The organism is Pseudomonas frederiksbergensis (genome assembly GCF_035751725.1).
Classification (GTDB): Bacteria; Pseudomonadota; Gammaproteobacteria; order Pseudomonadales; family Pseudomonadaceae; genus Aquipseudomonas; species Aquipseudomonas frederiksbergensis_A.
The window spans coordinates 605,600-629,236 of the sequence record NZ_CP142104.1 but is presented as its reverse complement, the minus strand read 5'-3'; the positions used below and the strand labels follow the sequence as shown (position 1 = coordinate 629,236).

At 62.4% G+C, this 23,637-nt stretch carries 19 protein-coding genes; 7 read left to right on the top strand and 12 right to left on the bottom strand.

The annotated features are described in order from the left end of the window. Positions 1–89: 89 nt before the first annotated feature. Genes miaA through VQ575_RS02785 form a run of 5 tightly spaced genes read right to left on the bottom strand, consistent with a single transcriptional unit; the run spans position 90 to position 6,360 of the window. Entirely contained in the window at positions 90–1,061 is a 972-nt protein-coding gene (gene miaA / locus VQ575_RS02805; RefSeq protein ID WP_325919020.1) for a tRNA (adenosine(37)-N6)-dimethylallyltransferase MiaA, read from the bottom strand. Next, entirely contained in the window at positions 1,061–2,974 is a 1,914-nt protein-coding gene (mutL, locus tag VQ575_RS02800) for a DNA mismatch repair endonuclease MutL (RefSeq protein WP_039592534.1), read from the bottom strand. Before mutL ends, miaA begins: the two co-directional genes overlap by 1 nt. After that, positions 2,971–4,401 carry an N-acetylmuramoyl-L-alanine amidase gene (locus VQ575_RS02795; protein ID WP_039592533.1) on the bottom strand — a complete coding sequence of 477 codons (1,431 nt, stop codon included), beginning with the start codon at positions 4,399–4,401 and terminating at the stop codon, positions 2,971–2,973. Before VQ575_RS02795 ends, mutL begins: the two co-directional genes overlap by 4 nt. Before the next feature lie 4 nt (positions 4,402–4,405). Further along, complete coding sequence (gene tsaE, locus VQ575_RS02790) at positions 4,406–4,873, bottom strand: tRNA (adenosine(37)-N6)-threonylcarbamoyltransferase complex ATPase subunit type 1 TsaE (protein ID WP_039592532.1); 468 nt, start codon at positions 4,871–4,873, stop codon at positions 4,406–4,408. Continuing rightward, on the bottom strand, positions 4,861–6,360 hold the full coding sequence (locus tag VQ575_RS02785) for an NAD(P)H-hydrate dehydratase (RefSeq protein WP_039592531.1): 1,500 nt from the start codon (positions 6,358–6,360) through the stop codon (positions 4,861–4,863). Before VQ575_RS02785 ends, tsaE begins: the two co-directional genes overlap by 13 nt. Positions 6,361–6,423: 63 nt before the next feature. Here VQ575_RS02785 and queG point away from each other — a divergent pair, with 63 nt between their 5' ends. Further along, on the top strand, positions 6,424–7,503 hold the full coding sequence (gene queG, locus VQ575_RS02780; RefSeq protein WP_039592530.1) for a tRNA epoxyqueuosine(34) reductase QueG: 1,080 nt from the start codon (positions 6,424–6,426) through the stop codon (positions 7,501–7,503). Here the strand turns inward: queG and VQ575_RS02775 are convergent. Together VQ575_RS02775 and orn are read right to left on the bottom strand one after the other, a co-directional pair. Then, positions 7,485–8,096, bottom strand: a complete 612-nt coding sequence (locus VQ575_RS02775; protein WP_030140169.1) for a trimeric intracellular cation channel family protein — start codon at positions 8,094–8,096, stop codon at positions 7,485–7,487. The two genes, queG and VQ575_RS02775, sit on opposite strands and share 19 nt — an antisense overlap. Positions 8,097–8,322: 226 nt before the next feature. Then, the gene (gene orn / locus VQ575_RS02770; protein WP_039592529.1) at positions 8,323–8,865 is read right to left on the bottom strand and encodes an oligoribonuclease; all 543 of its coding nucleotides are present in this window, start codon (positions 8,863–8,865) and stop codon (positions 8,323–8,325) included. 109 nt (positions 8,866–8,974) lie between these two features. On the opposite strand from orn, the gene rsgA reads away from it, so the two are divergent. Next, the gene (rsgA, locus tag VQ575_RS02765) at positions 8,975–10,006 is read left to right on the top strand and encodes a small ribosomal subunit biogenesis GTPase RsgA (protein ID WP_039592528.1); all 1,032 of its coding nucleotides are present in this window, start codon (positions 8,975–8,977) and stop codon (positions 10,004–10,006) included. Positions 10,007–10,081: 75 nt separating this feature from the next. On the opposite strand, the gene motB is transcribed toward rsgA, so the two are convergent. Next, positions 10,082–11,128, bottom strand: coding sequence for a flagellar motor protein MotB (motB, locus tag VQ575_RS02760; RefSeq protein ID WP_039592527.1), 1,047 nt, complete (start codon positions 11,126–11,128; stop codon positions 10,082–10,084). 3 nt (positions 11,129–11,131) lie between these two features. After that, a complete protein-coding gene (motA, locus tag VQ575_RS02755; protein ID WP_039592526.1) occupies positions 11,132–11,983 on the bottom strand; it encodes a flagellar motor stator protein MotA in 852 nt (283 codons plus the stop codon). Positions 11,984–12,150: 167 nt separating this feature from the next. On the opposite strand from motA, the gene VQ575_RS02750 reads away from it, so the two are divergent. The 4 genes from VQ575_RS02750 (at position 12,151) to VQ575_RS02735 (ending at position 17,312) form a co-directional block, all read left to right on the top strand. After that, on the top strand, positions 12,151–13,689 hold the full coding sequence (locus tag VQ575_RS02750) for an HDOD domain-containing protein (RefSeq protein WP_039592525.1): 1,539 nt from the start codon (positions 12,151–12,153) through the stop codon (positions 13,687–13,689). Between the two features lie 43 nt (positions 13,690–13,732). Then, positions 13,733–14,569 carry a rhodanese-like domain-containing protein gene (locus VQ575_RS02745; protein WP_039592524.1) on the top strand — a complete coding sequence of 279 codons (837 nt, stop codon included), beginning with the start codon at positions 13,733–13,735 and terminating at the stop codon, positions 14,567–14,569. Further along, the gene (asd, locus tag VQ575_RS02740) at positions 14,569–15,429 is read left to right on the top strand and encodes an archaetidylserine decarboxylase (RefSeq protein ID WP_039592523.1); all 861 of its coding nucleotides are present in this window, start codon (positions 14,569–14,571) and stop codon (positions 15,427–15,429) included. Before VQ575_RS02745 ends, asd begins: the two co-directional genes overlap by 1 nt. A gap of 122 nt (positions 15,430–15,551) precedes the next feature. Beyond that, positions 15,552–17,312 carry a hypothetical protein gene (locus VQ575_RS02735; RefSeq protein ID WP_039592522.1) on the top strand — a complete coding sequence of 587 codons (1,761 nt, stop codon included), beginning with the start codon at positions 15,552–15,554 and terminating at the stop codon, positions 17,310–17,312. Positions 17,313–17,363: 51 nt separating this feature from the next. On the opposite strand, the gene serB is transcribed toward VQ575_RS02735, so the two are convergent. Next, entirely contained in the window at positions 17,364–18,578 is a 1,215-nt protein-coding gene (gene serB, locus VQ575_RS02730) for a phosphoserine phosphatase SerB (protein ID WP_039592521.1), read from the bottom strand. 133 nt (positions 18,579–18,711) lie between these two features. Here serB and VQ575_RS02725 point away from each other — a divergent pair, with 133 nt between their 5' ends. Beyond that, complete coding sequence (locus VQ575_RS02725; RefSeq protein WP_325919019.1) at positions 18,712–20,229, top strand: AhpA/YtjB family protein; 1,518 nt, start codon at positions 18,712–18,714, stop codon at positions 20,227–20,229. Between the two features lie 257 nt (positions 20,230–20,486). Here VQ575_RS02725 and VQ575_RS02720 read toward each other — a convergent pair whose 3' ends face one another. Both VQ575_RS02720 and parC read right to left on the bottom strand, forming a co-directional pair. Further along, complete coding sequence (locus tag VQ575_RS02720; protein ID WP_039592519.1) at positions 20,487–21,194, bottom strand: PqiC family protein; 708 nt, start codon at positions 21,192–21,194, stop codon at positions 20,487–20,489. Positions 21,195–21,372: 178 nt separating this feature from the next. Beyond that, positions 21,373–23,637 (bottom strand): DNA topoisomerase IV subunit A, encoded by a 2,265-nt coding sequence (gene parC / locus VQ575_RS02715; RefSeq protein ID WP_325919017.1) that lies wholly within the window; start codon positions 23,635–23,637, stop codon positions 21,373–21,375.

Sequence of the window (23,637 nt, the reverse complement as noted above, 5' to 3'; positions counted from 1 at the left end):
CCGCACTCCTTTAAGGATCAATTATAAAAATCGGAATTCAGATGGCTTGGGCCGTCACACCCCCAAGGATAGACGGCAATTGCAAGGACTCAGCTCAATATGGAGATGGTCCCGAGGTATTTCAAGGCGCGTGGCAGATTGTCGCAATCAAGGCTGTCAAGCCAATGCAAGTCAGTCCAGCTGCGCAGCCAGGTGAACTGGCGTTTCGCCAATTGGCGCGTGGCAATGATTCCACGCTCGCGCATCTCGGCTGACGTCAGCTTGCCGTCCAGGTAGTCCCAGACTTGTCGATAACCCACCGCACGTATAGACGGCAACCCGGCATGCAGGTCACTTCGCTCACGCAGGGCTACGACCTCGTCTATGAATCCCTGTTCCAACATTAATGTGAATCTTTGTTCAATCCGCCGATGCAGCACTTGCCGGTTCGCCGGAGCGATGGCCAGATTCGCGACAGTATAGGGCAATTGTTGCAGTCCCGAAGCGGCTGCTTCAGTACTTTGCGCAGATTGTCGCTGCCGCAGGGTCGTCATGCTCTGGCCGCTGACCCGGTAAACCTCCAGGGCCCGGCTGAGCCGCTGCGGGTCGTTGGGGTGAATGCGCGCCGCCGACACGGGATCGACCACCGCCAATTGCTCGTGAAGTGCTTGCCAGCCAAGGCGTGCAGCCTCTTCTTCGATCTGCGCACGCACCTCGGGGTCGGCCGCCGGCATGTCCGCCAAGCCGTCCACCAAGGCCTTGTAATACAGCATGGTACCGCCCACCAGGAGCGGAATCTTGCCGCGCGCGGTGATCTCGGCCATGGCCTGGAGCGCATCGCGCCGGAAATCAGCCGCCGAATAGGCTTCGGTCGGGTCCAGGATATCGATCAGGCGATGGGGAAATTCGGCCAGCAGGGCTTTCGACGGCTTGGCGGTGCCGATGTCCATGCCCCGGTAGACCAGTGCCGAGTCAACGCTGATCAACTCGCAGGGCAGGACCTTGGTCAGTTCGATGGCCAGGTCGGTCTTGCCGGCGGCCGTCGGCCCCATGAGGAAAATCGCAGGTGGCAACGGGTTCATCAACGACCGCGCAGGAACAGTTTGTCCAGGTCGTCCAGGCCCAGTTGGGTCCAGGTCGGCCGGCCATGGTTGCATTGACCGCTGCGCTCGGTGTTTTCCATGTCCCGCAGCAGGCCGTTCATTTCCGGCAGGGCCAGGCGTCGGTTGGCACGGATCGCGCCATGGCAGGCCATGGTGCCGAGCAGTTCATTCAAGTGCGCCTGGATCCGGTCGCTGGTGCCATATTCCATCAAGTCAGCCAGCACATCGCTGACCAGGCGATTGGCCTCGGCCTGCTTCAACAACGCCGGGATCTGCCGAATCGCCAGGGTTTCCGGGCCCAGGCGCTGCAGCTCGAAGCCCAGGCGCTGGAACCAGCTCATGTGCTCTTCGGCGCAATCGGCTTCGCGCTGGCTGACGGCCAGGGATTCGGGGACCAGCAGCGGTTGGCCGCTCAAGCCTTCGCTGGCCATGGCGATCTTCAATCGCTCATACATGATCCGCTCGTGGGCGGCATGCATGTCCACCAGCACCAGGCCCTGGGCGTTTTCGGAAAGAATGTAGATGCCTTTGAGTTGCGCCAGGGCATAACCCAGCGGCGGGATATCACCCTGGCCGTCGGGCAACGCCGTTGCAGCGGTTTCAGGCAAAGGCTTGAAGAATTCGCGATACGCCGCCTGGGCCTCGGCTGCCGGCACGTTCGATTGCGGACGCGGGGTGTATTGATACTGGTAGCCACTGCCAGCGCCGCTTGCGACGGTGTTGTAGCTCGGCTGGGGCTGAGGTTGCTCCAGCAACGCATGGGCCGCCAGGCGCATTTCGCCCTGGGGACCGAATTCGCCAGCCTCCAGCCCGGTAGGCCGGACCATGCCGGCCACAGCCGCCGGGGCCGCCAACTGGTCTTCGGGACGCACATCGCCCAGGGCGCGGTGCAAGGTGCCGTAGAGGAAATCGTGGACCATGCGCCCGTCACGGAAGCGCACCTCATGCTTGGTCGGGTGCACGTTGACGTCCACCACCGCCGGATCAACTTCAAAAAACAGCACGAAGGTCGGATGCCGACCGTTGAACAGCACATCGCGATAAGCCTGGCGCACCGCGTGGGCCACCAGCTTGTCGCGCACCGCACGACCGTTCACGTAGAAATACTGCAGGTCCGCCTGGCTGCGGGAAAACGTCGGCAAACCGACCCAACCCCACAGGTGCAAACCGTTGCGCTCCACCTCGATGGGCAAGGCCTGCTCCAGGAAACCCGCGCCACACACCGCCCCCACACGCCGTGCACGAGCCGCATCATCGTTGGCCTCGTGCAAACTGAGGATGGTCTTGCCGTTGTGCCGCAGGTGAAACGCCACGTCAAAACGCGCCAGGGCCAGGCGCTTGATGACTTCCTGCAGATGATCGAATTCGGTTTTCTCGGCCTTGAGGAACTTGCGGCGGGCCGGGGTATTAAAGAACAGATCGCGCACTTCCACCGACGTACCCACCGGATGGGCGGCGGGCTGTACGTGCGAAGCCATGTCGCGGCCTTCGGTCTCCACCTGCCAGGCCTGATCGGCGCTGCGGGTACGGGACGTGAGCGTCAGGCGCGACACCGAACTGATAGACGCAAGCGCCTCGCCACGAAACCCCAGGCTCATGACCCGCTCAAGGTCTTCCAAATCGCGGATCTTGCTGGTGGCGTGACGCGCCAGGGCCAGCGGCAAGTCATCGGCGGGGATGCCGCGACCGTCGTCACGCACCCGCAACAGCTTGACGCCGCCCTGCTCGACATCGACGTCGATGCGCTTGGCACCGGAGTCGAGGCTGTTTTCCAGCAACTCCTTGATCACCGACGCCGGGCGCTCGACCACCTCGCCGGCGGCGATCTGGTTGGCCAGCCGAGGGCTGAGCAGTTCGATGCGGGCGCTGCTGTCGATCACGTCGTCGCTCATTGCTTGGCCGCCACGTCATTGCCGGGAATGGTCAGGGTCTGTCCGATCTTCAGTTCGTCACTCTGCAAATTGTTGGCGCTGCGCAACGTCGCGGGCGACACCTGGTAGCGTACGGCAATCATCGCCAGGGTTTCCCCCGGGTTGACCCGGTGGTCCCGAGGCCCCTGGGCGATCTTGCCCGAATCCCGGAGCCAGGCGATGTAGGTGCCCGGCGGTGGATTCTGCTGGAAGAATTGCCGCACGCCACTGCTGATGGAGCGAGCCAAGGCCTGCTGGTGGCTCGACGATGACAATTTCGAGGCTTCGTTGGCGTTGGAGATGAACCCGGTTTCCACCAGGATCGACGGGATGTCCGGCGACTTGAGCACCATGAACCCGGCCTGTTCGACGCGCTGCTTGTGCAGTGGCGTGATACGACCGATGTTGCTCAGGACTTTTTGGCCGACGTTCAGGCTGGAAGTCAACGAGGCAGTCATCGACAAATCCAGCAACACACCGGCGAGCATCCGGTCCTTGTCGTCGAGGCTGACGTTGCCGGCACCGCCGATCAGGTCGGAACGGTTTTCACTGTCGGCCAGCCAGCGCGCCGTCTCGGAAGTGGCGCCACGATCGGACAGGGCAAATACCGAGGCGCCGAACGCAGCCTTGGACGGCGCGGCGTCGGCATGGATCGAGACGAACAGGTCCGCGCCTTTCTTGCGGGCGATTTCCGTGCGTCCGCGCAGAGGAATGAAATAATCGCCGGTACGGGTCAGCTCAGCGCGAAAGCCTTTCATGCCATTGACCTGGCGTTGCAGTTCGCGGGCGATGGCCAGCACCACATCTTTCTCACGCTGCCCACGCGAACCCGAGGCACCAGGGTCTTCGCCACCGTGGCCGGCATCGATGACCACGATGATGTCGCGTTTGCCGGCAGGGGCCGGTGGCAGCTTGATCGCAGGTTCGGTAGGCGTGACCGGCACGGCCGGCACCGTGGCGACTTTGGTCGGCGGCGGTGGTGTCGGCGCGGCGTCGGCCGGGTTATCGAACAGATCCACCACCAGTCGGTTGCCGTACTGGGCGTTGGGCGCCAGGGTGAAGCTTTTCGGGGTCACCGCTTGTTTCAGGTCGATGACCACCCGCAGGTCGGTCGGCGTCCGCTGGGCCGAACGCATGGCGGTGATGGGCGTATTGGCGGTGGGCACGTTCAACGGCGCACCCAGGGACGCGCCATTGATGTCGATCACCAGGCGATCCGGGGCGGTCAGGGTAAATACGCTGTGCTGCACCGGGCCTGTCAGATCGAACACCAGCCGGGTATTGTCCGGCGCCCGCCACAGGCGAACGCTGTTGACCTTTGTCTCAGCCACAGCATCGACGGCCAGTGCCGTAAGCAACAGTCCTACGACAGCAACCACCGCGCGAAAGCGCATACCAAACCCCATCATCTAATTAGTTTTCCAATGCCAACGCGGCACACCACGACTCGCCACGCGAGCCTTGCGGCGTCAGTTTCAGCGATCGCCCGCCGTTCTGCGCGCCAATGGTAATGGTCAGGTCGGGCTTTGGCAAAAAGCCTGCACCTTTCTGGGGCCACTCGATCAGGCACAAGGCGTCATCCTCGAAGTAATCGCGGATACCGAGGAATTCCAACTCTTCGGGATCGACCAGTCGATACAGATCAAAATGAAACGCCCGGATGTCGCCGATTTCGTAAGGCTCGACCAAGGTAAAGGTAGGACTCTTGACCGAGCCGAGGTGCCCAAGGCCGCGAATGATGCCCCGGGACAAGGTAGTTTTCCCCGCGCCGAGGTCGCCCTCGAGAAAGATCAAGCCATGCCCTGCGGTGATCTGTGCGATGCGCGCGCCAAATTGTGTCATGGCTTGTTCGTCCGCCACGTACAGGGTTACTTCAGACACGGTGAATGCTCCTCCAATAACTGACGAATGGCCGGGATCAGATCGGTCGCCGCCAATCCCCGCCCCGAGCGACCGCACTCAACGCCCGCACTGGCATGCAACCAGACAGCCAGGCATGCGGCTTCGAATGTTTCCATCCCCTGGGCCAGCAAGGCGCCGACCACCCCGGCGAGCACATCCCCAAGCCCGGCGGTAGCCATGGCCGGGTGACCTTGGGCGCAAATCGCCAGACGGCCGTCGGGGCTGGCGATCAAACTGCCGGCCCCCTTGAGAATTACGCTGGCTGTATATTTTTTGCTCAAGGCGTGGGCCGCCGCCGGGCGGTCGGCCTGCACTTGGGCGGTGGATATCCCCAGCAATCGCGCCGCCTCGCCCGGGTGCGGAGTGATGACGCAACGATCAGGCAGACTGACCACGCCCAGGCTCAACAGATTCAGGGCATCGGCATCCCACACCTGCGGCAGCGCAGCGTTGGCTGCCGCCGACAGCAGGCTACGCCCCCAGGCAGCCTGGCCCAGGCCTGGCCCGACCACCAGGACGCTGGCCTGCTTGAGCAAGCCCATCAGTTGATTGGCCGAGCGAGTGCCCTGCACCATCACCTCCGGCAAACGGACCAGCGCCGAGGCGACGTGCTCGCTGCGCGTAGCCATCGAAACCATCCCCGCGCCGCAGCGCAGCGTGCTTTCGGCGCTCATCTGGATCGCGCCGCCGAACCCCCGGTCGCCGCCGATCAACAGCACGTGGCCAAACCTTCCTTTGTGGGACGTGGGCGCGCGAGGCGTCAGGCGCGGCAGATTATCAGGCAGGAGCAATCGGGCACTGGCAGGCGCCGACTCAACGATGTCAGGGTCCGCATGCAAGTCGTTGAATACCAATTCGCCCACCCGATCCGCTGCATCGCCGGTGAACAAGCCCAGCTTCAAGCCGATGAACGTCACGGTCAAATCAGCCGCCACGGCGGTGCCGAGCACTCGGCCGGTGTTCGCACACAGTCCCGACGGTATATCCACCGCCGCGACCGGTAAACCGCTGACATTGATCGTATCGATGGCCCTTACATACGGCTCGCGTACTTCGCCAGTCGTCCCGGTGCCGAGCAGCGCATCGAGCAGCACTCCTCGCAATTCGCTGTCGTCTGACCAAGGCTCTATCGGCACACCGACGGCCACGGCTTCTGCGTGGGCGTTGGCGGCGTCACCCAACAGGCGCCGGGGTTCGCCCACGGCCAGGACCCGTACCGACCAACCGGCACGACGGGCCAGGGCCGCGACCAGGTAGCCATCGCCAGCGTTGTTGCCATGACCGGCCAGCACGGTCAATTCAGTGCACTGCGGCCAGCGACGCACGATTGCCCGCCACGTGGCGCGGGCGGCACGCTGCATCAATTCGAAGCCGCTGGTGCCTGCCGCGATCAGTTGTGCATCCAAGGCCCGGACCTGCGCGGCACTGTACAGCGCGTCGGGAAAATCATCTTTAGTCTGCGGCATGCGTCTTCGGGCTCCGATGTCTGGCAGAATTATACGCATCTCAGCTCCGGTTTCTCTTGCCTCATGCCTGCCATTTCCACAGACCTTGCCACCCTCGCCCAATCCATCAAGGAATGGGGCCGCGAGCTGGGTTTCCAGCAAGTCGGCATCAGCGGGCTGGACCTGGCCGAGCATGAACAACACCTGCAACGTTGGCTGGAGGCTGGCTACCACGGCGAAATGGACTACATGGGCGCCCATGGCAGCAAGCGCTCGCACCCGGAGGAACTGGTGCCGGGCACGCTGAGGGTGGTGTCCCTGCGCATGGACTACCTGCCAGGCGACACGCAAATGGCGCACATGCTCGGCCAACCGGAACAAGCCTACGTTTCGCGTTATGCATTGGGCCGCGATTACCACAAATTGATCCGTAAACGCGTGCAGCAACTGGCGGAAAAAATCCAGGCGGCCATTGGCCCCTTTGGCTATCGCGCCTTCGTCGACAGCGCGCCGGTGCTGGAAAAAGCCATTGCCGAGCAGGCCGGCCTGGGCTGGATCGGCAAAAACACCTTGGTGCTGAATCGCAAGGCCGGCAGTTATTTCTTCCTGAGCGAGCTGTTCGTCGACTTGCCGTTGCCGACAGACCCACCCCACGGCACCGAGCATTGTGGAAAATGCACCGCGTGCCTGGACATATGCCCGACGAATGCCTTCGTCGGGCCCTACGTGCTCGACGCCCGCCGCTGCATTTCCTACCTGACCATCGAACTGAAAAGCGCCATTCCCGAAGAATTGCGGCCACTGATCGGCAACCGGGTGTTCGGCTGCGACGACTGCCAGATCGTCTGCCCATGGAACCGCTTCGCCCGACCGTCGGGAGAAAGCGACTTCAAGCCGCGACACAACCTGGACAACGCCGGGCTGGCGGAGCTGTTCATGTGGGACGAGGAAAAATTCCTCAGCAGTACCGAAGGCTCGCCCTTGCGTCGTGCCGGTTATGAACGCTGGCTACGCAATCTCGCGGTAGGCCTGGGCAACGCGCCGTCAACGATTCCGGTGCTGCAGGCGCTGGAGGCGCGGCGCGATTATCCGTCGGAACTGGTGCGCGAACACGTGGAGTGGGCACTGCGCCAGCACGCCGAGCGTCAGACTTCGTCGTTGTAGACGAACTTCGGCATTTCCCAGTGAAAGCGGATTGCCAGGAGTCGCAGCAGAAAACCGCCGAACAAGGTGATGAGGATCGCCTGTTCATTTGGCAGTTGCAGGAACACACACAGCAGATAACACCACGCTGCGGCGAACGAGACGCTGGCGTAGAGCTCACGACGGAAGATCAATGGAATATCGTTGCAGAAGATGTCCCGCAGAATACCGCCGAACACTCCGGTAATCACGCCGCTGACCGAGGCCACCAACATGCCGTGCCCCATTTCCAGCGCGGTCATGCAGCCGATCAGCGTGAACGCCACCAAGCCCACGGCATCGAGCACCAGGAACAACGAACGCAGATGACGCATCCAGCGCGCCAGGAATACCGTCAGCATGGCTGCCGCAGTCGTCAGCACCAGATATTCGGGATGCTTGACCCACGTGAGCGGGTAATGGCCGAGCAGCACGTCCCGCACCGAGCCGCCGCCCAGCGCCGTGACGCAGGCGATGAGCACCACGCCGAACCAATCCATGCCGCGCCGCCCGGCAGACAGCGCGCCGGTCATGGCTTCGGCGGTAATGGCGATCAGATACAGCATCAGCAACATGGTGGCGGTCCTTGCGGGAAGGCGCGCAGTCTAGCCAGTTTGGGCGGGCACCAAAAGAGGGCAAGGGCCCGTCTTCTGCTTGGGTACCGCCCCGTGGCGAGGGAGCTTGCTCCCGCTGGCCTGCGAAGCAGGCCCCAACAGTCTCGGGGGCAGACCGAGTTGTCCGGTTTGCGACGGCTGCGCCGCCGAGCGGGGGCAAGCTCCCTCGCCACAGAAGCGCTTTCGATCAGAACTTGATGAAGTGCTTGCGGTAGTGCTGCAGCTCGGCAATGGACTCGCGGATGTCGTCCAGGGCCAGGTGCGTGCTGCCTTTCTGGAAACTGTCGCGAACTTCAGGGGCCCAGCGGGCCGCCAGCTCCTTGAGGGTCGAGACATCCAGGTTGCGGTAGTGGAAGTAGCTTTCCAGGGATTTCATGTGGGTGTACAGGAAGCGACGGTCCTGGCAGATGCTGTTGCCGCAGATCGGCGACTTGCCCCTCGGCACCCATTGCTCAAGGAAAGCGATGGTCTGGGCTTCAGCCTCGGCCATGCTGATCGTGCTCTCGCGCACCCGTTGGGTCAGGCCCGAGCCGCCATGCTGGCGGGTGTTCCACTCGTCCATGCCGGCCAGTATCTCGTCACTGTGGTGGATCGCGATCACCGGGCCTTCGGCCAAGGTGTTGAGGTCGCTGTCGGTGACGATGGTGGCCATTTCGATGATGACGTCGGTATCCGGGTTCAGACCGGTCATTTCCAGGTCGATCCAGATCAGGTTCTGCGGGTTTTGCATAGGGAAGCTCCTCGGCGTAGCCACGCAGTTTAGCTTAGGCAGCCCCTTGGGCGTGCTAAACTCGCCGCCGTTTTACCCTATTCGCTGTATTTCTTCATACGGAACACCCATGGCCAAACGCCAACTCAATCGTCGTCAAAACTGGCGCATCGAAAAGATCCAGGGCGAGCGCGCCGCCCGCGCCGCCAAACGCGAATCCAGTGCTGTCGAAGCCCTGGAGGGGGGCGACCTGGGTCCTGAACAGACCGGCCTGGTGATCGCTCACTTTGGCGTGCAGGTCGAAGTCGAGGCCCAGGAAGGCGAACTGGCCGGCCAGGTATTCCGCTGCCACTTGCGCGCCAACCTGCCGGCGCTGGTGACGGGCGACCAAGTGGTCTGGCGTGCCGGCAACCAGGGCATCGGCGTGATCGTCGCGCAATTGCCACGGCACACCGAGCTGTGCCGTCCGGACAGCCGAGGCCAGCTCAAGCCCGTGGCCGCCAACGTCGACATGATCGTCATCGTGTTCGCCCCGTTGCCCGAGCCTCACGCCAACCTGATCGATCGCTACCTGGTGGCGGCCGAACACGCAGGCATCCGGCCGTTGCTGCTACTCAACAAATTCGATCTGATCGACGAGCACAACGCCCCGGCGCTGAATGCCCTGCTGTCGGTCTATCGAGACCTGGGTTACCCGGTGCTGGAAGTCTCGGCCCATCACGGCAACGGCATGGAGCAATTGCAGCGGCAACTGGACGGGCGCATCAGCGTGTTCGTCGGTCAGTCCGGGGTTGGCAAGTCTTCGCTGGTCAACAGCCTGCTGCCGGAGGTCGAGACCCGCGTCGGGCCTTTGTCCGAGCTGTCCGGCCAGGGCACCCACACCACCACCACCGCACGGCTGTTCCACTTTCCTGGTGGCGGCGAACTGATCGACTCGCCGGGCATCCGCGAATTCGGCCTGGGTCACGTCAGCCGGGCCGATGTCGAAGCGGGGTTTATCGAGTTCAACGAGCTGATCGGCACCTGCCGCTTCCGCGACTGCAAGCATGATCGCGAGCCCGGGTGCGCCTTGCTCAAGGCCTTGGAAGAAGGTCGTGTGCACCAGCAAAGGATGAACAGCTACCGCTCGATCATCGCCAGCCTGCCGGAAAGCACTTACTGACCCGGAATGTGAGCCGGACACAATAGTGGCGAGGGGATTTATCCCCTCGCCACAGGTTTGCTCTCGCCAGTCAGATCACTGCGCCGGCGGTTCGGCCGGTTTCGGCGCGGCGTCGTCGAACAGGTTCAAGCGCTCGCGCAATTCGTGGGCCGGAACGGGTTGCTGGTCCGCCGGCAAGGCGTTCGGATCGACCGCCGCGCCTGGCGTGGCCGATGGCACCGGCACTTCACCCGGCGCAGCCTCGCCCTGGGCCGGGTCGGGCGCCGGATCGTCGGTTTGCGAACCTTCGATGGCTTTCTGGGCCTTTCTGGTCAACACCACGATATCGATACGCCGGTTGACCGGATTGAACGGATCCTTGCGATCGAACAGTGCCGAAGAAGCGTAGCCGACCACTCGCGCCACTTGCTCATCCGGATAGCTGCCCGCCACCAGGGCACGACGTGCCGCGTTGGCGCGGTTGGCCGACAATTCCCAGTTACCGAAATCGCCTTTGCCCACGTAAGGCTTGGCATCGGTGTGACCGCTGATACTGATCTTGTTCGGCACCGCCTTGATGGTGTCGGCCATGGCCAGCAGGATATCTTCGAAATACGGTTTGAGCCGTGCGCTGCCAGAGTCGAACATCGGACGGTTATCGGCATCCATGATCTGGATGCGCAGGCCGTTCGGCGTGATCTCGAACAGGATCTGGTCCTTGAACTTCTGCAGCTCGGGGTTCTCTTCGACCTTGTTCTGCAACTCTTGCAGGAGCAATTCCAGGCGCTCGCGCTCGACCTGCTCGGCCATGCCCTCGGCCTCATTGGCGTCGACGGTCGCCTTGTCGGGTTGGGGCTGGGACTTGACCTCGGGGTTGAGGGTGTTCTCCGGCGCCAGGACGGGCGAACCGCCCAGGTCGATGATGTACGGCGTGCCGCTCTCGGAAAAACCGACCGGGTCCTTGAAGTAACCGGCGATCGCGATTTTCTGTTCCGGCGTGGCCGTGGAGAGCAGCCACAGCACCAGAAAGAACGCCATCATCGCCGTGGCAAAGTCGGCGAAGGCGATTTTCCAGGCGCCGCCATGGTGCCCGCCGGCAATGCGCTTGACGCGCTTTACGATGATCGGCTGGTTATTTTCCATAACTTAACGACCGCGAACCGCTTGTTCCAGCTCGGCAAAGCTTGGACGGTGCTTCGGGTACAGGACCTTGCGACCGAACTCCACCGCCAGCGACGGCGGCATGCCCGAGGCCGAGGCCACCAGGGAAGCCTTGATGGCTTCGTAGACGTTGAGTTCTTCCTTGGCGTCATGGGCCAGGGAGTGGGCCAGCGGGCCGAAGAAGCCATACGCTGCCAAGATACCGAAGAAGGTACCCACCAGCGCCGCACCTACGTGCATGCCGATGGAGGCCTGGTCGCCTGAGCCCAGGGACGCCATGGTCACCACGATACCCAATACCGCCGCAACGATACCGAAGCCGGGCATGCCGTCGGCAATGCCGTTGACCGCGTGGGAGGGGTGCTCCAGCTCCTCCTTGAGGCTGTACAGCTCCATGTCGAACAAACCTTCCAGCTCATGGGGGGCCATGTTGCCGGACGACATGATGCGCAGGTAGTCGCAGATGAACGCGGTCATGCGCTCGTCTTTCAGCACCGACGGGTACTTGGCGAAGATCGGGCTGGCGGCGGCGTCTTCGATATCGCCCTCGATCGCCATCATGCCTTCGCGACGGCTCTTGTTGAGGATCTCGTAGACCAGCCCCAACACCTCGAGATAGAAGGTGTGGGTAAAGCGCGAGCCGAACATGCTCAAGGATTTCTTGAGCACATGCATCGTCGTGTAGCCAGGGTTTGCCTGGAGGAATGCGCCGAGGGCGGCACCGCCGATGATCAACACCTCGAAAGGCTGGACCAACGCAGCGATCTTGCCATGGGAAAGCACGTATCCGCCGAGCACGCTCGCGAACACGACAATGATGCCGATAATTTTAGCCATAGATAGAAAGTACTTATTTAAGTCGGGTTCAAGGTCATATTCGGAAGCTGAAAAATCTCTTCTTCTACTTATCGGCAAAACTGCGCCAGACTATAGCCAGTTCCGGCGAAAAGCCAATTTTGCCCCGCTCCGGGCGTAGATACCCCATGCGAAGATCGCGTCCAACCATGGCTAACGAAACGAACGTTCCGACTCCAAGACCGACCACGCTCGAAGGCTGGGTAAAGCTGCTCGAAGGCGTCCACCTGCCGGTTCCCCAGGCCAGCCATGACCTGGTGTGCAAGGCCATTGCCGACAGCCGCCGCTCGTTGCGCGATATTGCCGAGTTGATGCAAGACAGCCCGGCGCTGGCCCTGAGCGTCATCCGCGAAGCCAATCATCACACCCACGGCACCCTTGCGGAGCCGGCGGAAAATCTCGAAGTGGCGATAAACCGCCTTGGCCTCAAGCGCACCGAAGAGCTGCTCGCGCGCCTGCCCTCGCTGCCGGAGCACCAGATACCAGTTGCCCTGCGCCAGGTGCAACTGATCAGCCAGCACGCCACACAACAGGCCAATGGCTTTTTCGCCAGCCGCCTGGCGCGGCTGTGGCAGGACATCCATTGGGGCAGCCTGTTGTTTCTCTCGCCGCTCTGGCCGTTGGCCTTGACTCACCCTCGCTTGTTGGGGGAATGGGAGTTGCGGGTCGTCCATAAAGGCCAGCCCGCCAGACAGGTCGAGCGCGAACTGTTCGGCGTCAGCCTGCTGAAAATCTGCCTCGCCCTGGTGGAGGCATGGCGCCTTCCGAACTGGGTGGCACAGGGTTATCGCCTGTTGCTCAATGAACGCCGCGAACTGGTCAAAGTACTGCGCATTGCCCGCGACAGCGAACATCCGCTGCGCCAGCAAAACCGCCTGGATGACGACCCGACGCTGCGACGCTGGCTCAATCAGCCGGCCAACACCGTGTTGCTGGCCAACGGCTTGGCACTTGCGGCGCACCAGGCGTGGGACAGCCCCCACCTCGCCCGCTGGCAATATCTCACCAGCCTGTATCTGCAAATGCCGATGGACGAGCTTCAGCAACAGTTGCACCAGCAAGCCGCCAACAGTGCCCGCCAGCATGCCATGCCAGACCTGTGGCACCCCGCCGTGGCATTGATCTGGCCCTCAGGCAGCCGCCGCGTGCACCCCGGCTTGTTGCCAGCCGCCCCACCCAGTGCCCAGGACCTGTCCCAATGGCGCAAGCAATGCGCCGAGCTGCTGGTGGAACCGAGCCCCTTCAGCAATGCCATGCACCTGACCACTTCAGCGCGCAACGCCCTGGCGGCGTGCGGCATGCGCCGGGTGATGATTTTGATGGCCGATCGCAGCCAGACCAGCGTGCGCGTGCACCAGACCGCCGGCCTGCCCAAGGAAGCAGCGGCGATGAGCTTCTCAATCAGCCAGAGCAAGGTCCTGCAGCGACTACTGGGCCAACAGGCCCAGGTACGCCTGAATCCCGAGAACAACGCGCAGTTTTCTGCCTTGCTGCCGCCGGGCCTGCGCGCCCTGTTCCGGGGCGAGCACTTGCTGTTGCGCTCGCTGACCTGCAATGGACGGGTGATCATGCTGGTGGTTGCGGACCAGGGCGGCGGGCCGTTTTCGGACGTGACCGTGCAGGCTTTCGGCAAAACCGTGCAATGCATCGAAAGGGCGCTGCACAGCTTTACCAACCGTGGCCGCTGAACTTGCTACAATCCTTTCCCTTTTGCGCACCAGGAGACCTCACATGCCTGACTTCTCTGGCTTGCCGCTGGTAATCGAGCCGAACGAGCTCTTGCCGCGTCTCGATGCTCCCAACCTGATTCTGGTAGACCTGACCAGCGCCGAGCGCTACAGCACCGGCCACATTCCCGGCGCACGCTTCGTCGATCCGAAACGCACGCAACTGGGCCAGCCTCCGGCGCCGGGCCTGTTGCCGGCAAAGGCCGACCTGGAAACGCTGTTCGGCGGACTTGGGCACAACCCAGGCGCGGTCTACGTGGTGTATGACGAGGAAGGCGGCGGCTGGGCCGGACGTTTTATCTGGTTGCTCGATGTGATCGGGCACTCGAATTATCACTACCTGGACGGCGGCCTGTTGTCCTGGCTTGACCAAGGCCTGCCGGTGTCGACTGACGTCCCAGCACCGGCCGCAGGTCCCGTCGACCTGGTGCTGCACGACGAACCCACCGCCACTCGCGAGTATCTGCAAAGCCGTCTTGGCGCTGCGGACCTGGCCATCTGGGATGCACGCGGCCCGCTGGAGTATTCCGGTGAAAAAGTCGTCGCGGCACGGGGCGGACACATACCAGGCGCGGTCAATTTCGAATGGACCGCGGGCATGGACCCGGCGCGTAGCCTGCGCATCCGCAAGGACATGCCGCAAATTCTCGACCAGTTGGGCATAACCCCCGACAAAGAAATCATCACTCACTGCCAGACCCACCACCGCTCCGGCTTCACCTATCTGGTGGCCAAGGCGCTCGGTTATCCGCGAGTCAAAGCCTATGCCGGTTCCTGGGGCGAATGGGGCAACCACCCCGACACGCCCATTGAGCCTTTGAAGATTGTTAAGGACAGTTAATGAAAAACCGCTTGTTCATCCTCTCCCAGTACCTGCTGCCGCACCATCTGTTGTCGCGACTGGCCGGCTGCATTGCCGAGTGCCGCGTACGCTGGTTCAAGAACGCCTTCACGGCCTGGTTCGCCAAGCGCTACCAGGTCGACATGTCCCAGGCGCTGGTGGAAGACCTCACCGCGTACGAGCACTTCAATGCGTTCTTCACCCGAGCACTGAAAGACGGCGCGCGGCCCCTGGACCAAACACCCGGCGCGATCCTCAGCCCCGCCGACGGCGCCGTCAGCCAGCTTGGCCCGATCGAACATGGCCGGGTGTTCCAGGCCAAGGGCCACAGTTTCAGCGTGCTGGAACTGCTGGGTGGTGACGCGGCCAACGCGGCGCCGTTCATGGGCGGCGACTTCGCCACGATCTACTTGTCGCCCAAGGACTATCACCGCGTGCACATGCCGCTGGCCGGCACCCTGCGGGAAATGGTCTACATCCCGGGCCGGATTTTCTCGGTCAACCAGACCACCGCCGAAAACGTCCCGGAGCTGTTTGCCCGCAACGAACGCGTCGCGTGCATTTTCGACACCGAGCGCGGGCCGATGGCCGTGGTCTTGGTGGGCGCGATGATCGTCGCGTCCATCGAAACCGTCTGGGCCGGCCTGGTGACGCCGCCCAAGCGCGAGCTGAAAACCTTCCGCTATGACGAAGCGGCCCGCGGGCCGATACATCTGGAAAAAGGCGCCGAACTGGGGCGCTTCAAGCTGGGTTCGACCGCCATCGTGCTGTTCGGGCCGGACCAGGTGAAGTGGAGCGAAGAGCTGGTGGCCGGCTCGCCGGTGCAGATGGGCCAGGCCCTGGCACTGCCGAACGCCTGAGCCTTTCCCGATGATCATTCCTACCCAGCTGTAGGAATGATCATGCTCAACCTACATACCCTGCCCACAGCTGCTAGAGTTGGAAACATCCTTTTCATTTCCCGCCGGAGCCCGTCCACGGCATGAATGAGACCAGCCCTCTCCAGCTACTGCGCGTGTCGACACCGACCCAGTCGCGCCTGTCCTTTTGCGATGCCACGCCACGCGATCTCAAGCGTTGGATCGCCAACCTGCCCAAGGCCAACATCGGCGAAACCGCTCGCCTGCTGTACCAGGCACTCGGCGAACTGAACCAACTGCTCACCCCCAGCGATAACCGCCTGCAAATGCTGGAGTTGCTGCGGCCGGAGGTTTATTACGTCTGCAAGCACCTCGAGCGGCATTTCCTGCAACAGGCCATCGTGCTGGATGACCGCTCGCGCAAGATCGTCAACCTGTGCCAGGCGCTGCAAGCCCACCTGGCAATGGGCTACAAACAAATCGTCGGACGTATCGCGTCGAAATTCTCCAAAGACCGGGCGCGCCTGCTGGCAAGTGCCTTGCAGCGGGCTATTCATGCGCTCAACAGCACCTTGCTGCGCTCCAGCCAGTTGTACAGTCCGGTGCCCGAAGGACTCTGGCTCGATTTGCATCAGCTGTACCGGATCGCCTGCCTGCACAAATTGCAGCACTTGGCCGTCAGCGATGAACTGGCCAGCCAGGTTCATCAATTGAACGTCGAGCAAACGTACGTCGTCGCACTGTTGCTGGGCGCCTCGCGCAGCAATCAGTTGCGCCAGAGCCAGATCGCCCGATTGGCCGAAGTGCTGGAACCCTGGAGCCAATGGGTCCAGCTGGACCCGGCCGTCACCGCCTCGAGCCTGTTCGCAGTGTCCCCGCAGTTGGATGTCGGGCCACGCTATCGCTCGAAATTCCGCGCTGAACAGCAACCCACCCTACTGGGTTTCGATCCCCAGCCGCTGGTGCGTGCCATCACCGCCCACCTGGCTCAACCGGTCGAGTCGACATTGACGGTACCGGCCGGCATGAGTGCCGATACCCTGCACCACCTGCAAGCCGCCTGGGGCGAGGCAGCCGAGCGCAGCTTCCAGCGCACCGAAGGCAACGGCACGCTGACCCTGTGCGTGGGCATGAGCGCCTTGCACTATTACCTTGGAGGGGAACGCTCTTTCAGTGAAATCCTGAAGAACCCGGCCACGCGCAAGGCCCGCTTCGAGGCGTCGCCCACCCGGAAAAGCGATACCTGGGACCAAGCCTTCGATGCAGCGCCCAGCGGCGACAGCGAGCTTTTGCCCTACGAAGAAATCGAGTACCCGGTCAATCCGACCGATGACGAAAGTGCAAGCTCCGACAATCAGCATCATTTCCCGACCTACGACTTGCCGGTCATCAACCACAGCCCGGGCGGTTACTGCCTTGGCTGGCCGAAGGAAGTACCGGAACAATTGCAGGCCGGCGAAATGGTGGGTATCCGGGACGCCAACGACGAGAGTTGGAGCATTGCCGTGGTGCGCTGGATTCGCCAGGTACGCAACGGCGCGATGCAAATGGGGATTGAACTGGTTGCGCCCCATGCCCAGCCCTGCGGCCTGCAATTGCTTCGCGAGCAAAACGAACAAGGGCACTATCTGCGGGGACTGCTGCTTCCGGAAATCAGCGCCATCGATTTGCCTCCAACCGTGATCGCCCCGCGCCTGCCTTTCCAGGAAGGCCAGCAAGTATTGATCAACACCAACGGACAGGAACGGCGCGCCGGCCTTGATCGACGCGTGACCAGCACCCACAGCTTCAACCAGTTCGCCTATCGCCAGGACGACTCGACGGCAAACGGGGATGAAGGTGCGCAAGAGGGGGATTTCGATTCGTTGTGGAAGTCGCTTTAGAATTCAAAACATCGCCTTATGTGGCGAGGGGATTTATCCCCTCGCCACAGCTCAAGCCTGCCCGTCGCGATCACGAAAGCCCAGCAAGTACAGCACCCCATCCAACCCTAAGGTCGAAATCGCCTGCCGTGCCGATTGCTTGACCAGCGGCTTGGCCCGGAACGCCACGCCCAGGCCAGCGATAGCCAGCATCGGCAGGTCGTTGGCACCGTCACCCACGGCAATAGTCTGCTCCAGGCGAAGGCCTTCTTTCGCGGCCAATTCACGCAGCAGGTCCGCCTTGCGCTGGGCATCGACGATCGGCTCTACGGCCACGCCGGTGACCTTGCCGTCCACCACTTCCAATTCGTTGGCGAACACGTAGTCGATGCCGAGCCTGGCTTGCAGCTGCTTGGCGAAGTAGGTGAAGCCGCCGGACAGGATGGCGGTCTTGTAGCCCAGGCGCTTGAGTTCGGCGAACAGGGTTTCAGCGCCCTCAGTCAGGCGCAGTGAGGCGCCGATGGAGTCGAGCACGCTGACGTCCAGCCCCTTGAGCAATGCGAGGCGCTCCTTGAAGCTGGCGCGAAAATCCAGCTCACCGGCCATGGCACGCTCGGTGATGGCCGAAACCTTGTCGCCCACCCCCGCCGCCTTGGCCAGCTCGTCGATGACTTCGGCTTCGATCAGCGTCGAATCCATGTCGAACACCGCCAGGCGACGGTTGCGGCGGAACAGCGAGTCCTCCTGGAAGGCGATGTCGACGTTCAGCTCCTGGGCAACGCTGAGGAATTCGGCGCGCAACGCTTGAGGATCAGCCGGTTCGCCGCGCACGGAGAACTCGATGCAACCCTTGCCCTGGTCAGCCGGAGTATCGAGCGGCATGCGCCCGGACAACCGGTCGATATGGTCGATGTTCAGCCCATATTGGGCGGTGATCGAACTGACGCGCTGCAACTGTTCGGCGGTCACCTTGCGGGTCAAGAGCGTCACGATATGGCGCTTCTTGCCTTGGCCGGCCACCCAATGCTGGTAATCGGCTTCGGACACTGGAGTGAAACGCACCTGCTGGTCGAGCTTGTAGGCCGTGAACAGGATGTCCTTGAGCACTGACTTGCTTTGTTCGGCGTCCGGGATTTCAACCAGGATGCCGAACGACAGCGTGTCATGGATCACCGCCTGACCGATGTCGAGAATGTTCACACCACCCTGGGCCAGAACGCCGGTAATGGCTGCAGTCAGACCCGGACGGTCGCTGCCAGTGATGTTTATCAGGACGATTTCGCGCAAGGCGCACCCCCGCAGGTGGAAAAAAACCGCATTCTACCCACATTCAGTGACCATCGGGCACCGCCAGTGCTTTGCCGGCCATGGGCCTGTCGCTATACTGCGCGTCAATTTCACGGACAAAGAGCCGAGCTCAGTGAACCGGCCCACGCCAGTCAAAACCGACAATTTCTTCCTGCTGATCTTCCGTGCATTGCGCCATCGCCGCGTGCCGATTGCATTGCGCATCGCCAGCCATAACGTGATCCTGGTCGCCCTGGCCCTGGTCATCTATGCCTGCGTGATGGGCCTGCAATTCAAGCAGGCCATGCACGAGCAGGCGGACGCCCTGGGCGAAAGCCTGACCACCCAGACCGCCACGTCCGCCACCGAGCTGCTGGTGTCCAACGACATCCTCAGCCTCAACGTGCTGCTCAACAACCTGACCAAGAACAAACTGGTCGCCCACGCCGCCATCTACAGCGTCGACAACCGCATCCTCGCCGAGGCCGGCCAGCGTCCCAAGCCTGGCCTGCTGGGCGAAACCGGCGGCATGTACCAGAGCAAGATCACCTTCCAGGACGTGACTGCCGGGCAACTGCGCATCAGCCTGGACATGGACCAGTTCCAGCAACCGATGACCATCAGCCTGCAAAGCATGGGCATCCTCAGCGCGATCCTGCTGGCGTTGGCCCTGGCGTTGAGCCTGCGCCTGGGGCGGCACATCTCCACGCCGCTGCTGCAATTGCGCGTCTGGCTGCGGGACATCGACGAGCACACCCCGGCGACCCAGCGCCAGGACGAAATCGGCGATCTCGCCCGGCAACTTCACGCCAGCTTCGCACCGGAACCTGAGCGTGCGCCGGAGCCGGAAGACATCGATTACGCCGACGATGACGATGCCGAACCCGGTTTCGAGGTGCGCAACCTGCGCGACCCGGGCTTTGACGAAACTGCACCGATGCCCGCCTCACGACCTGCGCCGCGCCACGTCGTGCGTACCGTGGAAGACGAGGAAGACGACGACGCCTTCGCCGACTTGCGAGACGACGCGGTGGGCGGCGCCCCGCAACCGGCTGTCCGCCCCGCCGCCTCGAACGTGCCCCAGCATAGTGCCGTGCTGGCTATTCAACTGGGCGCCCAGGACCAACTGCGCCGCCTGCCCCAGGCCCGCCTGAAGGAACTGCTCGAACGCTACCGCGACTGCCTCGATCAGGCCGCATCGCTTTATCAAGGCGAGCTGCACACCTTGAACGACGGCAGCACATTGATGTTGTTCCACACCGAGGACAGCGGCGACGACTACCTGACCAACGCCATCTGCTGCGGTGAACTGCTGCGGGCGCTGGGTCATCAGTTGCAAATCGAAGTTGCCGACAGCGGCATCACCCTGCAATTGCAACTGGGCCTGACCTTGGGTGACGGGCTGTTCGGCTTGAGCCAGATTGACCTGCTGCTGACCGAAACCGCCCAGGACGCATTGGCCCTGTCCCAGCACAGCCGCAACCTGCTGTTGGTGGAGCGCAAGATCAATGATGACACCCTGATCCGCCAACGCGCGCGCATCCGCCCTATCGCCAGCCCCGAAGGCGCTTGCTGTGTGGAGCGCTTGATGGAGCCTTATCCGTCGATGCTGGAGCGACAACTGGCGCGGATGCACGAGCGTCAGGCCTGAGATCCTGGCCCTTGAACGACGAAGCCCGCGGATGATTGATCATCTGCGGGCTTTTTTGTTGCCTTCGCTGGCCTCTTCGCGAGCAAGCCCGCTCAGACAGCGAATCTGCGCGAACCACCAGATCCATGTCCCACTGAAAACCCAGTGTGGGAGCGGGCTTGCTCGCGAAAGGGCCAGCACAGACACCAGCGATTCCTGATGGCAGAAACAACAAAGCCCGCATCAACGCGGGCTTTGTTTCATGTTCTCTCGAACCATCAGAACCTGAACACTTCCATGTCCGTACGAATCGGCAAGGCCATGGGTATCTTGTCCTTTTCTTTCTCCACCGGCTTGGCCGCCGGGGCAGGAGCCGCCTTGCGCGGGACTTCCGCAATAGGTGGCTGGTTGGCCAGGGGCTTGAGCGACACGGACAACTGCTCGGCCAGGCGCTGCAAAAGTATGCCTTGTGCCTGGACCTGCGCCGCGGTGGTGCCCGCGTGCTGCTCTTGCAAGTGAATGATGCGGTTCTCGCGAACCTTGCCGCGACGGTCGATCAAACGCCACTGCGCATCGAGCACCGCAGGCTCGGATTTGCCCGAATCCAGACGGGTAATGGACAACAAGACTTGCACGTCGGGCGTGAACCCTTGGGTAGCAGGCGCCAGCACCACGCGCTGGCTATCCAGGTGCCCAGCAACCTGGCGCAGCAATAATTGATCGATGTCCGAAGACAGGCTACCGGCCCAACGACCATCGGTCGCGGCTTGCAAACTGCCGTCCGGTTGGCGTTGCAACAAGGTTTCACGCTGAAGGTAATCAGCGATCAGAACCGGGCCGAGCAATACGGCCATGCCCGTGCTTTGCGCAGGCTGGGCCGGGGTGCCGCTGTCCAGTTGGTACAGCGACACCGGCTGGTTCATGCTGCAGCCCGCCAGGCCAAGCAGGCCGGCGAGCCACAAAATAGGAAGGCGCAGAGCAGTCATCGTCTCGTCCAGGTGGCGGCCACAAGGCTTACCACAGTGAAAAATACTCGGTCATTATGAAGAACGCTCGGCCACGCCGGCGCTTGAAAGGGCCTATCATCCGTGAATATGCGTCCCGACTCCAGCGCCAAAGTTCCGATCTGCGGCTTTTAATCGCGGACCGAGCCCTCTAGCACGCTCAATTGAGGTTTTCGACGAGCAGTGCATCCACCCGCTGAAAGCCCCTTGGAAGCTTGTTGCCCCGCCGACCGCGTTCACCTTTGTAATGCTCAAGATCGTCCGCTTTCAATGAAAGCGTACGCTTTCCAGCCTGCAGCACAAGCGTGGCACCGTCCGGTATCACTGCAATATCCGTGACATATTCCTCGCGACTCGCCACCCGTTCGCCGGAAATACCGATTATCTTGTTGCCTTTCCCTTTTCCGAGCTGTGGGAGGTCGCTGATCTTGAACACCAGCAACCGGCCTTCTGTCGTCACCGACGCCAGCCAATTGTTCTCGCGATCGATGACCGGACGCGGCGCAATGACCTTGGCATTGTTCGGCAGGCTCAACAGCGCCTTGCCCGCCTTGTTCTTGGCCTGCAAGTCCTCACCCTTGACGACGAACCCGTACCCGGCGTCCGACGCAATAACGTACAGCCCGTCATCATCAGGCATCAGCACACATTCAAAAGTTGCACCCGGTGGTGGCGTCAGACGACCGGTCAGCGGTTCGCCTTGGCCGCGGGCCGACGGCAAGGTATGGGCCGGCACCGAATAACTGCGTCCGGTGGAGTCGATGAACACCGCGAACTGGTTCGAGCGCCCCGGCGCCAAGGCCTTGAAACCATCCCCGGCTTTATAGGAAAGCCCGGCGGCGTCAATATCATGACCCTTGGCCGAGCGCACCCAGCCTTTTTCCGACAGCACGACGGTGACCTTTTCGTTCGGCAGCAGATCGTGTTCGCTCAGCGCCTTGGCTTCGGCGCGCTCGACGATCGGCGAACGGCGGTCATCACCATAGGTTTCGGCGTCCTTTAGCAGTTCGGTGCGCACCAGCTTCTTGAGCTTGGCTTCGCTGCCCAGCAGGGCTTGCAGCTTGGCCTGTTCCTTGAGCAACTCATCTTGCTCGGCGCGCAGCTTCATCTCTTCCAACCGCGCCAACTGCCGCAGGCGGGTATCGAGGATGTAGTCAGCCTGGGTTTCGCTCAGGTCAAAACGGGCAATCAGGCTGGCTTTGGGGTGCTCCTCGGTACGGATGATATGAATCACTTCATCCAGATTGAGGTAGGCAATCAGCAAGCCGTCCAACAGGTGCAGGCGACGCTCGACCTTGTCCAGGCGGAATTGCAGGCGCCGGCGCACGGTCTTGACCCGGAACTCCAGCCATTCCACCAGCAAGGCCCGCAGGTTTTTCAGCTGCGGCTTGCCGTCCAGGCCGATGATGTTGATGTTGACCCGGTAGCTGGACTCCAAGTCAGTGCTGGCGAACAGATGCTGCATCAAAGCGTCGTGGTCGACCCGGCTGTTGACCGGGATGATCACGATGCGGCAAGGGTTTTCGTGGTCGGATTCGTCGCGCAAGTCGGCCACTTGCGGCGCTTTCGAGGGTTTTGCCTGCATCATCGCGGCAATCTGTTCCAACACCTTGGCCCCGGACACCTGATGCGGCAGCGCCGTGACAATGATGTCGCCGTCCTCGATGTGGTACACGGCGCGCATGCGCACCGAACCGCGACCGGTCTCGTAGATTTTCAGCAGGTCGGCACGCGGCGTGATGATCTCCGCTTCGGTCGGATAGTCCGGGCCCTGGATGTGCTCGCAGAGTTGTTCCACCGTGGCTTTCGGCTCGTCCAACAGACGCACGCACGCCGTCGCCACTTCCCGCAGGTTGTGCGGCGGCACGTCGGTGGCCATGCCCACGGCGATACCGGTGGTGCCGTTCAGGAGGATATTCGGCAAACGTGCCGGCAAGACCAAGGGCTCGTCGAGTGTGCCGTCGAAGTTCGGGCCCCAGTCCGCGGTGCCCTGGCCCAGTTCGCTGAGCAGTACTTCGGAATAGCGCGACAGCCGCGCCTCGGTATAACGCATGGCCGCGAAGGATTTGGGATCGTCCGGCGCACCCCAGTTACCCTGGCCGTCCACCAAGGTGTAGCGGTAGCTGAACGGCTGGGCCATCAGCACCATGGCTTCATAGCAGGCCGAGTCGCCGTGGGGGTGGAATTTACCAAGCACGTCACCGACGGTACGCGCCGATTTCTTGTGTTTGGAATCCGCATCCAGCCCCAGCTCGCTCATGGCATAGATGATCCGCCGCTGGACCGGTTTCAGGCCGTCGCCGATGTGCGGCAAGGCGCGGTCCATGATCACGTACATGGAGTAGTTGAGGTAGGCGTTTTCGGTGAAGTCAGCCAGCGACCGGCGTTCTACGCCGTCTAAGCTGTCTGCAAGAATGTCGCTCAT

What these genes read in the sequence shown, in the direction of transcription:
- VQ575_RS02745 (WP_039592524.1), top strand. Translation starts at nt 13,733, where the DNA reads ATGCCTGACTTCTCTGGCTTGCCGCTGGTAATCGAGCCGAACGAGCTC.
- miaA (WP_325919020.1), bottom strand. Translation starts at nt 1,061, where the DNA reads ATGAACCCGTTGCCACCTGCGATTTTCCTCATGGGGCCGACGGCCGCC.
- asd (WP_039592523.1), top strand. Translation starts at nt 14,569, where the DNA reads ATGAAAAACCGCTTGTTCATCCTCTCCCAGTACCTGCTGCCGCACCAT.
- VQ575_RS02785 (WP_039592531.1), bottom strand. Translation starts at nt 6,360, where the DNA reads ATGCCGCAGACTAAAGATGATTTTCCCGACGCGCTGTACAGTGCCGCG.
- queG (WP_039592530.1), top strand. Translation starts at nt 6,424, where the DNA reads ATGCCTGCCATTTCCACAGACCTTGCCACCCTCGCCCAATCCATCAAG.
- VQ575_RS02795 (WP_039592533.1), bottom strand. Translation starts at nt 4,401, where the DNA reads ATGATGGGGTTTGGTATGCGCTTTCGCGCGGTGGTTGCTGTCGTAGGA.
- VQ575_RS02750 (WP_039592525.1), top strand. Translation starts at nt 12,151, where the DNA reads ATGGCTAACGAAACGAACGTTCCGACTCCAAGACCGACCACGCTCGAA.
- rsgA (WP_039592528.1), top strand. Translation starts at nt 8,975, where the DNA reads ATGGCCAAACGCCAACTCAATCGTCGTCAAAACTGGCGCATCGAAAAG.
- VQ575_RS02735 (WP_039592522.1), top strand. Translation starts at nt 15,552, where the DNA reads ATGAATGAGACCAGCCCTCTCCAGCTACTGCGCGTGTCGACACCGACC.
- VQ575_RS02775 (WP_030140169.1), bottom strand. Translation starts at nt 8,096, where the DNA reads ATGTTGCTGATGCTGTATCTGATCGCCATTACCGCCGAAGCCATGACC.
- motB (WP_039592527.1), bottom strand. Translation starts at nt 11,128, where the DNA reads ATGGAAAATAACCAGCCGATCATCGTAAAGCGCGTCAAGCGCATTGCC.
- mutL (WP_039592534.1), bottom strand. Translation starts at nt 2,974, where the DNA reads ATGAGCGACGACGTGATCGACAGCAGCGCCCGCATCGAACTGCTCAGC.
- parC (WP_325919017.1), bottom strand. Translation starts at nt 23,637, where the DNA reads ATGAGCGACATTCTTGCAGACAGCTTAGACGGCGTAGAACGCCGGTCG.
- motA (WP_039592526.1), bottom strand. Translation starts at nt 11,983, where the DNA reads ATGGCTAAAATTATCGGCATCATTGTCGTGTTCGCGAGCGTGCTCGGC.
- orn (WP_039592529.1), bottom strand. Translation starts at nt 8,865, where the DNA reads ATGCAAAACCCGCAGAACCTGATCTGGATCGACCTGGAAATGACCGGT.
- VQ575_RS02720 (WP_039592519.1), bottom strand. Translation starts at nt 21,194, where the DNA reads ATGACTGCTCTGCGCCTTCCTATTTTGTGGCTCGCCGGCCTGCTTGGC.